This is a genomic window from Exiguobacterium sp. UBA5002, assembly GCF_002396765.1.
GTDB lineage: Bacteria > Bacillota > Bacilli > Exiguobacteriales > Exiguobacteriaceae > Exiguobacterium_A.
The window spans coordinates 105,245-119,738 of sequence record NZ_DGYQ01000026.1 but is presented as its reverse complement, the minus strand read 5'-3'; the positions used below and the strand labels follow the sequence as shown (position 1 = coordinate 119,738).

Sequence of the window (14,494 nt, the reverse complement as noted above, 5' to 3'; positions counted from 1 at the left end):
AGTCTTATCTTCATGATCCAACTGGAAATGTGCGGGAAATGATCAACATTTGTTTAAAGTGGAAAGGAAGCGGCTATATACTACATACAAGACGTTGGTCTTGCAAATATGTGAAACTGCATTTTTTAAAATTAGATGCTTTACATCTAAGTTGAATCGTACTATTATAGATTCAATCCACTAATAAGTCGCAATTGTCTGACAAATTAAACCTCTGTTTATCCCGCGAAGGAGTGTGGTTACTGTGAAACAAGTGATAGAAGCATACAAGAGAAAAGATGCAGAAAAACGCATTCCTGTATTGCGTCTCGAAATCGATTATGAGCTTGCTACATTACACGATGCGATGGTGGCAAGTGACGCAGAAGCTGTTGGCGCAAGTAAAGAGCGCCTCGAAAAATATCGTCAAGAGATGGTACGTCTTGAAGCTTGATTTCAACGTTCCGATCTCTACCTTATAATAAAATATCAACTCTTCAACCAGCGAACTGTTCGCTGGTTTTCTTTTTTTTGTTACTATAGAAGAAGCTGGAAACAACGATGAAGGAGTGAACTCAAATGCAGATTGAGTTGGATGCGATAGATTTGATCAAACGAGCGGGAAAGTACATTCGTGAAAAAATTGATGGTTCGTATCACGTCGAACAAAAAACCGGAAAAAGCGATTTAGTGACAGAGATTGATCAAGCCGTCGAGGATTTATTGATTCAAGGTATTTTAGATCGCTATCCGAATCATCATATTTATGGGGAAGAAGGGCGAATCGCTCGACCCGATACACTCGAAGGCACGATCTGGTTCGTTGATCCGATTGATGGAACGATGAACTTTATCCGTCAAAAACGAATGTTTGCCATCTCGATTGCGATCATGATAGATGGTGAGTTACGTTATGGATTCGTCTATGATGTCATGGCGGACGAGTTGTTCCATGTCATCAAAGGGCATGGCGCTTATCAAAACGGCATACGATTACCACAAATCGAGGAGCGGAGTGTTAAAGAAGCAATCATCTGTATGAACGCGACCTGGGTGACACCAAATCGTCGAATCAATACGGATCGTCTTGCGCCACTCGTGCGACACGCGGTAGGTGTACGAGCAATCGGTGCAGCATCACTTGAACTCGCATGGACAGCTGCAGGGCGTGTTGACGGGTATATCACGATGCGTAATATGCCTTGGGATTACGCAGCCGGTCAGTTGTTGATTGAAGAGGTCGGTGGGCGTGTCGGAACGATCACAGGTGAATCAATGTCATTTCTCGAACAAACGAGTGTGCTAGCAGGGAGCCAGACGTTCGTTGAAGATGTTTTGACATTCGTACAAACACAAGAGGATTGAAAAAAGGTTTCTTTCGTTTTGAACGAAAGGAACCTTTTCGATCATGCTTGTTTTCGTAAACGTGCCTTTAAGACGAACCCAGCACCCATCGCAACAATCATCAAGATGACAGAGGCGATCGTCATCGGAACGTTTTGTTCCGCGATGAAGATGCCGATGGCTGCCATGGATCCTACGGCAAGCATGGCGAGTAATAAAAATAGCAGGCGCATGTTTTTTCCCCCTCTACCCGTGAGTACGTTAATAGTGTAGCGTGAATGAAGGATAATGAAAAGGCTTTCGGAGTGATGTCGAATCTTAGTCATTGCCAATTAGGACTCTACCTGTGCTATACTCTTAAAGTTGACCGAAAGTATGATAAGATTTATTTAAATGAATAGAAAGAGGTACACACCTATGACAACATTAGTACGAAATGATTTACGCAACGTTGCGATCATCGCCCACGTTGACCATGGTAAAACAACATTAGTCGATGAGCTTTTAAAACAGTCTGGTACGTTCCGTACGAACGAACAAGTCGAAGAACGCGCAATGGACTCAAATGACATCGAGCGGGAACGTGGAATCACGATTCTTGCGAAAAACACTGCAATTGACTACAAGAACACTCGCATCAACATCGTTGATACGCCAGGACACGCCGATTTCGGTGGAGAAGTTGAGCGGATCATGCGTATGGTTGATGGCGTCATCCTCGTCGTCGATGCACGTGAAGGCTGTATGCCACAAACACGTTTCGTTTTGAAAAAAGCACTCGAGCAAGGACTTCAACCAATCGTCGTCGTCAACAAAATCGACAAACCGATGGTCCGTCCTCTTGAAGTCGTCGACGAAGTCGTTGATCTCTTGATCGACCTCGGAGCTGACGAAGATCAACTCGAATTCCCAGTCGTTTATGCATCGGCAGTCAACGGCTCAAGTTCATTTGAACCTGAATTAGAAAAACAAGAAGATACAATCACGAACGTTCTTGATTTGATTCTTGAGCACACACCAGCACCTGTCGATAACACAATGGAGCCGCTTCAGTTCCAAGTGACGATGCTTGACTATGATAACTACCTCGGACGGATCGGTGTCGGTCGTGTCTTCCGTGGAGAAATCAAAGTTGGCGATAGCGTTTCGCTTTCAAAACTTGACGGCTCAACGAAGAACTTCCGTGTTACGAAGTTGTTCGGTTACTTCGGTCTAAAACGTGTCGAAATCGAAACAGCAAAAGCTGGAGATTTGATCGCGATCGCTGGTATGGAAGATATCAACGTCGGTGAGACGGTTTGCCCAACTTCACACGTTGATCCACTCCCATTATTACGTATCGATGAGCCAACGCTTCAAATGACATTCATCGTCAACAACTCGCCATTCGCTGGTCGTGAAGGGGATCTCGTTACTTCACGTAAAATCGAAGAGCGTCTTGAAAAAGAACTCGAAACAGATGTTTCACTTCGCATCGAAAACACAGACTCACCGGACCGCTGGATCGTTTCTGGTCGTGGGGAACTTCACCTCGGGATCTTGATCGAAAACATGCGCCGTGAAGGATACGAAATTCAAGTATCGAAACCGCAAGTAATCATCAAAGAAGAAGAAGGCGTCAAAGTCGAGCCATTCGAACGCGTCGTCATCGATACACCAGAAGAGTACACAGGTTCTGTCATGGAATCGATCGGTCTCCGTAAAGGTGAATTGACGAACATGCAAACAATGGACAACGGTCAAACGAAGATGGAATTCATCGTTCCTTCACGTGGTTTGATCGGTTACCGTAACGAATTCCTTTCTGCTACACGTGGATACGGAATCATGAACCACACATTCGAAGAATACCGTCCGTTCATCCAAGCGGACATCGGTGGACGTCGTAGTGGTGTTATGGTCTCAATCGAAACAGGTAAAGCAACTGCTTACGCGATCTCAGCTCTTGAAGACCGCGGAACGATCTTCATCGAGCCAGGTATTGAAGTATACGAAGGTATGATCATCGGCGAATGTAACCGTGATGTCGATCTCGCTGTCAACGTCGTTAAAGCAAAACAATTAACGAACATGCGTGCATCTGCAAAAGACTCAACGAACGTTCTTAAACGTCCACGTGTCTTCTCACTTGAAGAGTCGTTGACATTCTTGAACGAAGATGAGTACTGTGAAATCACACCACAATCGGTTCGTCTCCGTAAACAAGTCTTGAACAAGAACGAACGTGAAAAGCAAGAAAAACGTCGTCGTCTAGGTAAAGATTAAGTCTTGAACGAATAGGGGGACTGGCAATGAATGCACAAGCTGCCGTTGCTTCTGATTTCTCGAAATACGATATTCCGTTCATCGCGAAACTTCTCGGTATCGGAAGTGATCCGAATAACATCGAAGCGGGATTTTATCCTTTAATGATCACCGTCGTCATCTTGACGCTTGTCGTCTTTAAGTTAGGATTTGCTAAGGAACTAGCATGGTGGAAATCACTGATCGTCTATCTCTTGCTCGCCGTCTTCTCGGCAGCATTGACGCTTGTCTTCTGGACATGGCCGATTCCTGAAGTACTCTTAGCGATGGTCTTCGTACTTGGTATTTATCGCTTCCGGATGTGGATGGTCAAGCGTGAACGTGAACGGACAGCTTCTTGACGGAAGCATGTCATGAATCAAAAGAACGAATCTCTTCGGAGGTTCGTTCTTTTTTTGAGCCAATTCAGATGCATGATTTAAAGCGTAGCGGGAACAATGATACTAAAAGGGGGAGAAAACAGTGAAAGTAAGGTATGTCATACCCCTACTGTTAGCGGGTATCCTGATGGGGTGTACACAAACGTCAGAAGAATCGTCAACAGAGGAAACGAATCAGACGACACAAGAAAACAATCAACAGGATTCAGGTGATCAAGAAGCGACGCAATCATCTCAAGCGCAAGAAGGCGTCGTATTTAAAGAGCTAAACGCTCCGTGGAATATTGTCCGAGAAGGAGAAGTATTTTACATCACGGAACGAGAAGGAACGATTGTCAAAGGAGAAAAAGATGATTATGAACGGATGCGCCTTCAGCTGAAAGAGGATGTCCTCGCTGAAGGAGAAGGTGGATTGCTTGGGATGGTACTTGATCCTGATTTTAAGGACAATAAGACAGCATACGTCTACCATACGTACGCCAAACAAGGACAAGCGACAAATCGCGTCATCGCGATAAAAGAAGAGGGTGATCAGTGGACGGAAGAACGTGTCTTACTCGATGATATTCCCGGAGCGACGATTCATAACGGGGGACGACTGGAGTGGGGACCTGAGGGCGCACTCTACGTCACAGCAGGAGACGCAGCGAATCCCGAACTGGCACAAGACATTGATTCGTTGGCAGGAAAGATTTTACGTATCACATCTGAAGGGAAACCGTTCGAAGGGAATCAAAAAGGATACGTCTACAGTCTCGGTCACCGGAATCCACAAGGACTTGTTTTCGTCGATGATCAACTGTATGCAAGCGAACATGGGCAAAGTGGGCACGATGAAATCAACCGAATCGAACAAAAGAATTATGGATGGCCGACGATTGAAGGGAAAGAACAAGCAGATGGACTGGTGACGCCGTGGTATGAAGTAGGAGAACAATCTGTTGCACCAAGTGGAGTTGCAACGGCAGAGAATACACTTTATTTTGCAACACTTGTCGGACAACGATTACAAACCATCGATCTAGAGACGAAGCAAGTCAAGACGATCGTCGAAAATCAAGGTCGGATTCGAGATGTCTGGATTGACGAGACATCGATTTACTATATTACAAATAATACGGACGGAAGAGGGAATCCATCGGCAGATGATGATCGACTCGTTCGAATCAATCGATGAACAACAAAAGGTCTGTCAGGGAATTTCCCCGCAGACCTTTTGTTTACCAGTGTTTTCGTTTCGTTTCCCAAGTCGGGTATAAATGAAATTGTCCAGAAGCGTGGCGTTCAAGTGTCCGTTCTTCTACGCGTGATCGACACTCATCACAAATGTGGACACGAACAGGTTTATTGCGTAATCGCTTCGCCGTGAAGGACCAATCATCAATCGTTTCACGCTTATCGCAAATCGTACATTTCACTCGCATGCCAGGTCCTCCCTTTTTTTTCTTAGTATATCATATTAGAAGATTATTCAGATGTAAAAAAGGGAAACGAGAAGTATATATCGAAATATCATCACTAAGTCATAGAGGGGGTGATGTCATGGCAAATAAAGTTGAACAACAGCTCAACTCAGGTCAACTAGAAGCACTATCGCAATTACCACTCGTTTTTTTGATTACGCATGATCAATCCAAACATTGGCCCATCACACATGCAATCAGTTGGGTACATGCGACGGATTCACAAACGATTCGTTTTACAATCGAAGCAGATTCTCATCTCGTTAAAACATTACGAGAACATCCGGTCTTCACATTGATCTTTTTTGCAGATCAGTCGACGTACTGCTTAACATGTACGGACGTCAAGGCGTTTACGCCGCAAGAAGACCTTCCGTTGCCACTCGCTTTTTATGAGGGACGCGTTGAGGAGGTACGTGACATCTTGTTTTACGGAGCAGCTGTCACACAACGACCAACTATCGAAAAAACATACGATGAACAGGCAGCTGAACGGTTGGATCAACTCGTTCATCGCATCCTAAAAGCGTAACATTCATCACAAACTCGACTCTAAAGGGGCGAACGATGGAATGAAAAAAATATACGTACTTGATACTAATGTCATGCTTCACGATCCACTTTCTCTTTTTCAATTCCAGGAGCACGACGTCGTCATACCAGCGATCGTACTAGAAGAACTAGATGGAAAAAAACGCAACATGGATGAGGTTGGACGTAATGCACGAGAAACAGCTCGCATTTTAGACCAATTACGAGAAACGGGTCAGCTTCATGCGGGAGTGCCACTCGGAAACGGCGGTATTCTTCGCGTCGATATCGGGGACTCCATTTATGAAGGTTCGCCGTTTACGCATGAATCAAACGATAATAAGATCATTGAACTGGCGTGGTCGATTCATCAGGAACAACAAACCGAAGCGACCCCACGAGATGTCATTCTCGTCTCAAAAGATATCTTAGTCCGCGTCAAAGCGGATGCGTATGGATTAGTCGCTGAAGACTATATGACGGATCATATCGCTGATTTGACCGGTCTTTATACAGGATTCATCGAAGTGACCGTCGATCAGGAATATATTGATGCCTTCTATCAGGACAAACGGCTTTCAGTGGATGTCTTGCCAGAAAAAGTGCAACCGAATGAGTTCGTCATCTTAAAAAGTAACATGTCGAAAGCTTCAGCCATCGCCGTCGTTGATCAGAACCTGCCAATCATTCGGGCGCTTTCGATCGATGTCGATCAAGTCTGGGGCGTCATTCCACGAAACGTTCAACAACGGATGGCATTTGAGTTATTATTACGTGACGATGTACCACTTGTGACACTCGTTGGTAAGGCAGGTACCGGAAAAACGTTACTTGCACTCGCTGCGGGTCTCCTGCAAGTGGAAGACGAGCATAAATATAAAAAACTGGTCGTTGCTCGTCCTGTCGTACCGATGGGAAACGATATCGGCTACTTGCCGGGTGAAATGGAAGAGAAGCTTCGTCCGTGGATGCAACCCATCTATGATAACCTCGAACACCTTTTCAATACGGGATCGGGAGACGAACTAGGTAACATTCTCGCCGGAATGAAGACGATTCAACTGGAAGCATTAACGTACATCCGGGGACGTAGTATGCCGGGACAATTCATCATCATCGATGAAGCGCAGAATTTGACGAAACATGAAGTCAAGACGATTTTGACACGTGTCGGTGAAAACTCGAAAATCGTGTTAGTCGGGGATCCGCAACAGATTGATCATCCGTATCTAGATGAGTATTCCAATGGTTTATCCTACGCTGTAGAACGACTCAAAAATGAGAAGATGACGGGACACGTCAAACTCGTCAAAGGGGAGCGTTCAAACTTGGCACGCCTCGCAGCCGATTTACTATGAAAAAACGTGGTGCGTCTATTCAGGCGCACCACGTTTTCCTTATATGACAGTAACCGTATGAACGGATTTGACGATCCGTTGTCCGTGTAATAGATGAACGGGTCCATCTGCTAACACTTTGCCGTCTTGTGAGAACTGCAGATACACCTCGTCGAGTTGCTCAAGTGGAAGTTCAACCGTTTCTTCGCCTTCGAAACGAATAGCGATCGCATCCGGTAAGAGCTCGGCATTCCGGATGAACGGTGCTAGCGCCATGGCGAATGACCCTTGAAGCGCGGCTTCTTTTTCAGCACGTGTCATCGGACGATTGTGATCCGTACGACTGCCTTCCATGATGCCTTTATCCCACGCAGCCCCCATTTTCGCGTAGTACGCTTCTTGTTCACTTGTGTCGGCTGGTTGCCCGATTTTCTCGATTGCCACCTTTCGTTCATCAAAGATCCAGACTGTCGGATCAATCGTTAACTGATGCCGTACTTTACCGTTAATCGGAAAAATCATTTGTTCTACCCCCTAAATGTGTAAGTCCAACAAATCCATTATACCGAAACGTTGAATTGTTGGCGAAAGTAAGGTAAAGTTTAGCTATAACAGGAACGCGTCATTTGATGAGGAGGGATTGGATTGTCAACTGAAATCGAGACAGTTCATCGCCAGCGCGCTCTTGAGCTACTAGAAGCGGATGCACAAAAAATCCGCCGGTTGATCGAGGTCCAGCTTGCGAATTTAACGATGCCACAATGTCCTCTTTACGAGGAAGTATTGGATACACAAATGTTCGGATTATCCCGTCAGATTGATTTTGCGGTACGTCTTGAACTGATTGATGCGGGTGAGGGAAAACAATTACTCGAATCACTTGAACAGCAATTATCTGATTTACATGATGCGGAGACGTGCTGATTTTCTACTCAAACGTGAAATGCGGCGTTTGGGTATTTTTTTTTAGAAAATGAAAAAAGGACGTGTACATATGTTAGCGAAGTTTAAAGAAAAACGAGCATTTTTTGACTATGGTCTCTTCTTTACGATGCTCATCCTCATGGCGATCAGTACGGTCATGGTCTATAGTGCGAGCGTGTGGAACGGTGGAGATTATGCGAATACGTCCTTCTTTGAGAAGCAGTTGATGTTTGATGCGATGGCGATCGTGCTGTTCCTTTTCGTTTCACAAATCAATCATGAGGTGTTCCGTGGACCAGTGATTCGTTTACTCTTGTACGCGATTACATGGTTGATGTTGATGGCGACGCTGTTTTCGGCACCACTAAACGGGGCTCGCGCATGGTTGAACTTCGGTATCTTCTTGATTCAACCAATCGAGCTTTGTAAATTCGTGCTCGTCGTCGGACTTGCGAGTTATTTTGATCAAAAGCACAAAGGGAAAATGGACGGCGTGATTGGGATCGTCCATCACTTCATCCATCGTCAAATTCCAGCGACGTCTCCAGGAAGACGGATTTTACTTAGTTTCTCGGACTGGATCTTGATTCCGATGGTTGTATTACTTGCACCTTACGCGATCATCATTCGCATGCAACCGGATGACGGCGGATTGTTCATTCTGTTACTCATCACGGCGATGATTTTATTCGCAGTTGGATTACCGAGTGGTTACATCATGTTATGTGTCGTCACCGTACCAATCATCTTCTTGTACGCATGGAATAATTTTTCGGATAATCAGATGCAACGGATTCAAGCAAGTTTGAATCCCTTCCTTGACGCAGAAGGGAAGGGGTATCAGCTCATCAACTCCGTCATATCGATTGCCCACGGGGGATTATTCGGAGTAGGTCTCGGGAATAGTTTTCAAAAGTATGGCTATCTACCAGAGCCTGAAACCGACTACATCATGTCGATCATCTCGGAGGAACTCGGGTTCATCGGGGTTCTTGTCGTACTCGGTCTATTGTTCTATCTGATGATTAAAGGGGCGGTCATCGCTAATCGGTGTGTCTCGCTTTACTCGAGCATGCTCGCTCTCGGGATATCCGGTATCATCTTCATCCAGACATGTATCAATATCGCGGCCATGTCCGGTCTGTTTCCAGGTACAGGTGTTACCTTGCCATTCATCAGTTACGGTGGGTCATCGTTACTCGTCATGAGTACGATGCTTGGTGTAATGGCAAACATTTCCATGCAAAACAAATATCGAGTGGCTTATCAGAAAGAAGTGCGGACTGCACGTTCGATGAGTGCCACGAGCTCATTAACTAAAGGGGGAGCATCAGTTGACTAAAATCCAGAAGATTCTCGTAGCAAACCGCGGGGAGATCGCGATTCGTGTTTTCCGTGCAGCGACAGAACTCGGTATTCGTACCGTTGCCATTTATTCGCGAGAGGATATGGGTTCTCTTCATCGCTATAAAGCCGATGAAGCGTACCGGATCGGAGAAGGGAAAAAACCGATCGAAGCTTATCTCGATATTGAAGATATCATTGCAACAGCGAAAAAAGCCGAATGTGATGCGATCCATCCTGGTTATGGATTCCTCTCTGAGAATATTGAGCTAGCCAAACGTTGCCGTGAAGAAGGAATCATCTTCATCGGACCGCAAGAAGAGCATCTGTATAAGTTCGGGGATAAAGTACGGGCACGGACGACAGCGATTGAAGCCGGTCTTCCTGTCATTCCGGGAACGGATGGTCCGATCTCATCCATTGATGAAGCATATGCGTTCGCAAAGGAAGCAGGCTATCCACTCATGGTCAAAGCATCGCTTGGCGGTGGTGGACGCGGTATGCGTGTCGTCCGGACAGAAGAAGAGCTTCCAGACATGATCGAACGTGCGAAATCTGAAGCCTTGAAAGCATTTGGTTCGGATGAGATTTACGTCGAAAAATTAATCGAACGACCAAAACATATTGAAGTTCAAATCATCGGTGACGCCCATGGGAACATCATTCATTTGTTTGAACGTGATTGTTCCGTACAGCGTCGTCACCAAAAAGTCGTCGAAGTGGCACCATGTGTGACGCTTTCAGACGAAGGTCGACAAAAGATTTGTGACGCAGCCGTCACATTGATGAAGCATGTCGGATACGAAAATGCGGGTACGGTCGAATTTCTCGTGACACAAGATGAATCGTTCTATTTCATCGAGGTCAACCCACGTGTCCAAGTCGAGCACACGATTACGGAGATGATCACAGGCGTTGATATCGTACAGACACAGATCCGTGTTGCTGAAGGCGAATCGTTACATAACGACCTCGTTGGTATTCCGCAACAAGAAGACATTAAGATGCTTGGTTTTGCGATCCAAAGCCGAATCACGTCAGAAGATCCGGAGAACGGTTTCTTACCGGATACAGGGAAAATTAAAGCCTATCGTTCTCCAGGCGGTTTTGGTGTACGTCTCGATGGTGGGAATGCTTATGTTGGAGCGGAAATTTCACCATATTATGACTCACTGCTCGTTAAAATCTCGACGCATGGTTTGACATACGATCAAGCCGTTGCGAAGATGCGTCGAAACTTAAGTGAATTCCGAATCCGTGGGATCAAGACGAATATCGCATTCTTAAGCAACGTCTTGAAGCACCATGCGTTCGTCAGCGGGGATTACAATACATCGTTCATTGATGATACACAAGAATTATTCATCTTCCCGAAACGTCAAGACCGGGGAACGAAACTTTTGACGTACATCGGAGAGGTTTCCGTCAATGGATTCCCGGGAATCGGAAAATTGGACAAGCCGCTTGCGCGTGACGTCCGGATTCCGAAAAATCTCCCGACAGACTATACACCAGGTGCAAAAGCGATTCTCGATGCGGAAGGTCCAGAAGCCGTCGCAAAATGGTTGGCAGCTCAGGAGAACGTTTTGTTGACAGATACGACATTCCGTGATGCCCATCAGTCGCTCCTTGCGACGCGGATGCGGACGAAGGATCTCGTTGCGATTGCAGAGGCGGAAGCGAAACTGCTACCTGAACTGTTCTCTGTCGAAGCATGGGGAGGCGCGACATTTGATGTCGCCTACCGATTCTTATCGGAGGATCCATGGGTTCGTCTGATGAAATTACGTGAAAAGATGCCGAACGTCCTCATTCAAATGTTGCTTCGTGGTGCGAACGGTGTTGGTTACAAAAACTATCCGGACAACGTCATTCACACGTTCGTCAAGGAAGCGGCGCAGGCAGGAGTCGACGTCTTCCGAATCTTCGATAGCTTGAATAACCCGGAGTCGATTCAACTTGCCATCGATGCGGTCTTGCCGACAGGTAAAATCGCGGAAGCAGCTGTCTGTTATACAGGGGATTTATTCGATGCGACTCGACCGAAATATCACCTGCCGTATTACGTCAATCTGGCGAAACAACTGGAAGAAAGCGGCGCTCATATCATTGCCATCAAGGATATGGCGGGTCTCTTGAAACCGGAGGCAGCCTACGCGCTCGTATCAGCACTTAAAGATGCGGTATCGCTACCAATCCATCTCCACACACACGATGCGAGTGGGAACGGGATTTATACGTATGCGCGTGCGATTGATGCAGGTGTCGACGTCGTAGACGTCGCGGCATCAAGCATGTCGGGACTGACGAGTCAGCCAGCGGGTGGTAGCTTGATTCATGCCTTAAGTGGTCATCCACGTCAACCGCTCGTATCAGCACAGAAGTTTGAACAGATTTCGGATTATTGGCAGGACGTTCGTCATCTGTATCAAGCATTCGAACTCGATATGATCGCACCGAATCCAACGGTCTACGACCATGAGATGCCGGGTGGACAGTATTCGAACTTACAGCAACAAGCAAAAGCGGTTGGACTTGCGGATCGTTGGTCTGAAGTCAAAGAGATGTATGCGCGTGTCAATATGCTGTTTGGCGATATCGTCAAAGTCACACCATCATCAAAAGTCGTCGGAGACATGGCACTCTTCATGGTTCAACATCATCTGACAGAAGAGGATGTCTTGCACCGTGCAAGTGGACTTGATTTCCCGGATTCAGTCGTCGAACTGATGAAAGGGGAGCTCGGAACACCACCAGATGGTTTCCCGCAAGACGTTCAACAGGCTATTCTCAAGGGAGCTGCTCCGCTGACAGAACGTCCAGGTAAGATGATGGAACCACTCAATTTTGATGCGATCAAACATGAGTTGTTCGAAAAGCTTGAACGTCCCGTTACAGAATTTGATGCACTCGCTTACGCGCTCTATCCAAAAGTCTTCATGGACTACAGTTCGTATGTCGCGCGATATGGCGATATCTCTGTTCTTGATACGAATACGTTCTTCCATGGAATGCGTCTAGGGGAGACGATCGAGGTTGAAATCGAACGAGGCAAGACACTCTACCTCAAATTGATTCAAATCGGTCAGCCAGACGATCATGGAATGCGGACGATCTATTATGAGATGAACGGTGTTCCTCGTGAAGTCGAAGTCAAAGACATCAGTATTAAGGAAAGTTCATCAAGTCGTCCAAAAGCAGATCGAAGCAATGCGAAACAAATCGGTGCATCAATGCCGGGTAGCGTGCTGAAGGTACTCGTCGAGACGGGTACACGTGTCCGTAAAGGAGAGCAACTCCTCGTCACGGAAGCGATGAAGATGGAAACGACGATCCAAGCACCGGAAGACGGTGAAATCAAAGCCGTCCACGTCAAGGAAGGCGAAGCCATCGCAAGTCAAGACTTACTGATTGAATTCGTATAAGGTCACAACGAAAAACAGGCGCACGCTCGGCGGGCTGCCTGTTTTTCATTCAATACGTAGTGGGAGAGGATACGATTGGACATTATTTGTTGGGTACGAAGTGATTTTCGATTACAAGATAACCACATGTTGGCACGTGCTGTTGAATTACTAAATGAAAATCCGAAGTCGACGGTCGAGTTCGTCTTTTGGCTCAATCCGGATTACATCGGAGAATATGAAGCACGGCAACAATATTTCTTCCAAGCGCTCGAGATGTTTTCTGATGCCTGCAAAGAGAAAGAGATGCCAATCCGTTTCATCGAAGGCGATGAACAGGCTTTCTTAGACGCAACTGGTGATGCGGACGTTTTGTTATTTAATGCGGAATATGTCGAACCATTCAAGACGCGAGATGAAAAAATCATTAAAAAGCGTAAAGATCGTCAGACGGAGCGACTACTAGACCGGCATCTTCTTCACCCACATGACATTAAAAAGCAGGATGGAAAGTTCTATAAAGTATTCACGCCATATAAGAATGCATTCATGAAAAAAGATATTCCTGCACCATATGAAGTTAAATGGCAAACGCTGCGGGATCATTATCAAAAGCGTCAGCACGATAATAGTTTCATCAACGCTTATTTTAAAAAGGCAGAGTCGGAAGCCGTCTTCCATACTGGTGAAAAGCAGGCAAAACAACGCTTGAAGAAATTCATCGAACAATCGCTTGAAGATTACGAAGAGAATCGTGATTTTCCTGCTGTCGACGGTACGAGTTTACTTTCTCGCTATTTACGGACTGGAGAAGTCGGCATTCGGACCGTCTATGCGGCTGTTCAGGAGGCAAAAGAATCAAAAGGGAAACAGACCTTCATCACCGAACTCATCTGGCGTGAATTCTATTACATGATTTTAATGCATTTCCCGGAATCAAAACGACAAGCCGTCAATACGCAATATCGGGAAATCGAATGGGAAGAAGATGAAGAGGGCTTCAAGGCGTGGTGTGAAGGCAAGACGGGCTATCCGATCGTTGATGCAGCGATGCGGCAATTGAATCAAACGGGGTGGATGCATAATCGTCTACGGATGATCGTCGCTTCTTTCCTGACAAAAGACTTGTTGGTCGATTGGCAGAAAGGCGAACGATATTTCCAGCAGAAACTCGTTGATTATGAAGCGGCATCAAACATCGGGGGTTGGCAATGGGCAGCATCAGTCGGAACGGATGCCGTCCCGTACTTCCGCGTCTTCAATCCGACGACTCAATCGAAGAAGTTCGATAAGGATGGAGAGTTCATTCGAAAGTATGTCACGGAAATCAAGGATTTATCAAAGCAGTATATTCATGAACCGACTGCTGAGCAACGCAAGGATTATGGCTATCCAGAACCAATCGTCGCACATGACGAAGCGCGAAAGCGTGCGATTGCTCGATTCAAATAATGAAAAAAGGATGTTCCTCGCTTGAGGAACAT

At 46.0% G+C, this 14,494-nt stretch carries 14 protein-coding genes; 11 read left to right on the top strand and 3 right to left on the bottom strand.

Features of this window, described 5'->3' with window-relative positions; translation table 11 throughout:
• Positions 1–244: 244 nt before the first annotated feature.
• Positions 245–433, top strand: a complete 189-nt coding sequence (locus B4C70_RS07800; RefSeq protein WP_023468845.1) for a hypothetical protein — start codon at positions 245–247, stop codon at positions 431–433.
• 125 nt (positions 434–558) lie between these two features.
• Complete coding sequence (locus B4C70_RS07795; RefSeq protein WP_023468844.1) at positions 559–1,344, top strand: inositol monophosphatase family protein; 786 nt, start codon at positions 559–561, stop codon at positions 1,342–1,344.
• A 41-nt stretch (positions 1,345–1,385) separates the two neighbouring features.
• Here B4C70_RS07795 and B4C70_RS07790 read toward each other — a convergent pair whose 3' ends face one another.
• A complete protein-coding gene (locus B4C70_RS07790; protein WP_023468843.1) occupies positions 1,386–1,556 on the bottom strand; it encodes a DUF5325 family protein in 171 nt (56 codons plus the stop codon).
• Between the two features lie 184 nt (positions 1,557–1,740).
• On the opposite strand from B4C70_RS07790, the gene typA reads away from it, so the two are divergent.
• The 3 genes from typA to B4C70_RS07775 all read left to right on the top strand — a co-directional run bounded on the left by typA (position 1,741) and on the right by B4C70_RS07775 (position 5,184).
• A complete protein-coding gene (gene typA / locus B4C70_RS07785) occupies positions 1,741–3,588 on the top strand; it encodes a translational GTPase TypA (RefSeq protein ID WP_023468842.1) in 1,848 nt (615 codons plus the stop codon).
• 26 nt (positions 3,589–3,614) lie between these two features.
• Complete coding sequence (locus B4C70_RS07780; protein WP_023468841.1) at positions 3,615–3,968, top strand: YlaH-like family protein; 354 nt, start codon at positions 3,615–3,617, stop codon at positions 3,966–3,968.
• Positions 3,969–4,089: 121 nt separating this feature from the next.
• Positions 4,090–5,184: a PQQ-dependent sugar dehydrogenase gene (locus tag B4C70_RS07775; RefSeq protein WP_290778210.1), complete on the top strand. Its 1,095-nt coding sequence runs from the start codon at positions 4,090–4,092 to the stop codon at positions 5,182–5,184.
• A gap of 43 nt (positions 5,185–5,227) precedes the next feature.
• Here the strand turns inward: B4C70_RS07775 and B4C70_RS07770 are convergent, their stop codons facing one another.
• On the bottom strand, positions 5,228–5,431 hold the full coding sequence (locus tag B4C70_RS07770; RefSeq protein WP_029342171.1) for a YlaI family protein: 204 nt from the start codon (positions 5,429–5,431) through the stop codon (positions 5,228–5,230).
• Positions 5,432–5,549: 118 nt separating this feature from the next.
• Here B4C70_RS07770 and B4C70_RS07765 point away from each other — a divergent pair, with 118 nt between their 5' ends.
• Positions 5,550–6,002 (top strand): hypothetical protein, encoded by a 453-nt coding sequence (locus B4C70_RS07765; protein WP_290778207.1) that lies wholly within the window; start codon positions 5,550–5,552, stop codon positions 6,000–6,002.
• 40 nt (positions 6,003–6,042) lie between these two features.
• Positions 6,043–7,359, top strand: coding sequence for a PhoH family protein (locus B4C70_RS07760; protein ID WP_290778204.1), 1,317 nt, complete (start codon positions 6,043–6,045; stop codon positions 7,357–7,359).
• A gap of 39 nt (positions 7,360–7,398) precedes the next feature.
• On the opposite strand, the gene B4C70_RS07755 is transcribed toward B4C70_RS07760, so the two are convergent.
• On the bottom strand, positions 7,399–7,860 hold the full coding sequence (locus B4C70_RS07755; RefSeq protein ID WP_029342168.1) for a hypothetical protein: 462 nt from the start codon (positions 7,858–7,860) through the stop codon (positions 7,399–7,401).
• A gap of 123 nt (positions 7,861–7,983) precedes the next feature.
• Between B4C70_RS07755 and B4C70_RS07750 the strand changes: the two genes are divergently transcribed.
• From B4C70_RS07750 to B4C70_RS07735, 4 genes are all read left to right on the top strand, one after another.
• Entirely contained in the window at positions 7,984–8,262 is a 279-nt protein-coding gene (locus B4C70_RS07750; RefSeq protein WP_023468835.1) for a YlaN family protein, read from the top strand.
• Positions 8,263–8,332: 70 nt separating this feature from the next.
• Positions 8,333–9,604 carry an FtsW/RodA/SpoVE family cell cycle protein gene (locus B4C70_RS07745; protein ID WP_290778200.1) on the top strand — a complete coding sequence of 424 codons (1,272 nt, stop codon included), beginning with the start codon at positions 8,333–8,335 and terminating at the stop codon, positions 9,602–9,604.
• Positions 9,597–13,031, top strand: a complete 3,435-nt coding sequence (locus tag B4C70_RS07740; RefSeq protein WP_290778197.1) for a pyruvate carboxylase — start codon at positions 9,597–9,599, stop codon at positions 13,029–13,031. The genes B4C70_RS07745 and B4C70_RS07740 overlap by 8 nt, the downstream gene beginning before the upstream one ends.
• A gap of 75 nt (positions 13,032–13,106) precedes the next feature.
• The gene (locus B4C70_RS07735) at positions 13,107–14,462 is read left to right on the top strand and encodes a cryptochrome/photolyase family protein (RefSeq protein WP_290778194.1); all 1,356 of its coding nucleotides are present in this window, start codon (positions 13,107–13,109) and stop codon (positions 14,460–14,462) included.
• Positions 14,463–14,494 lie beyond the last annotated feature (32 nt).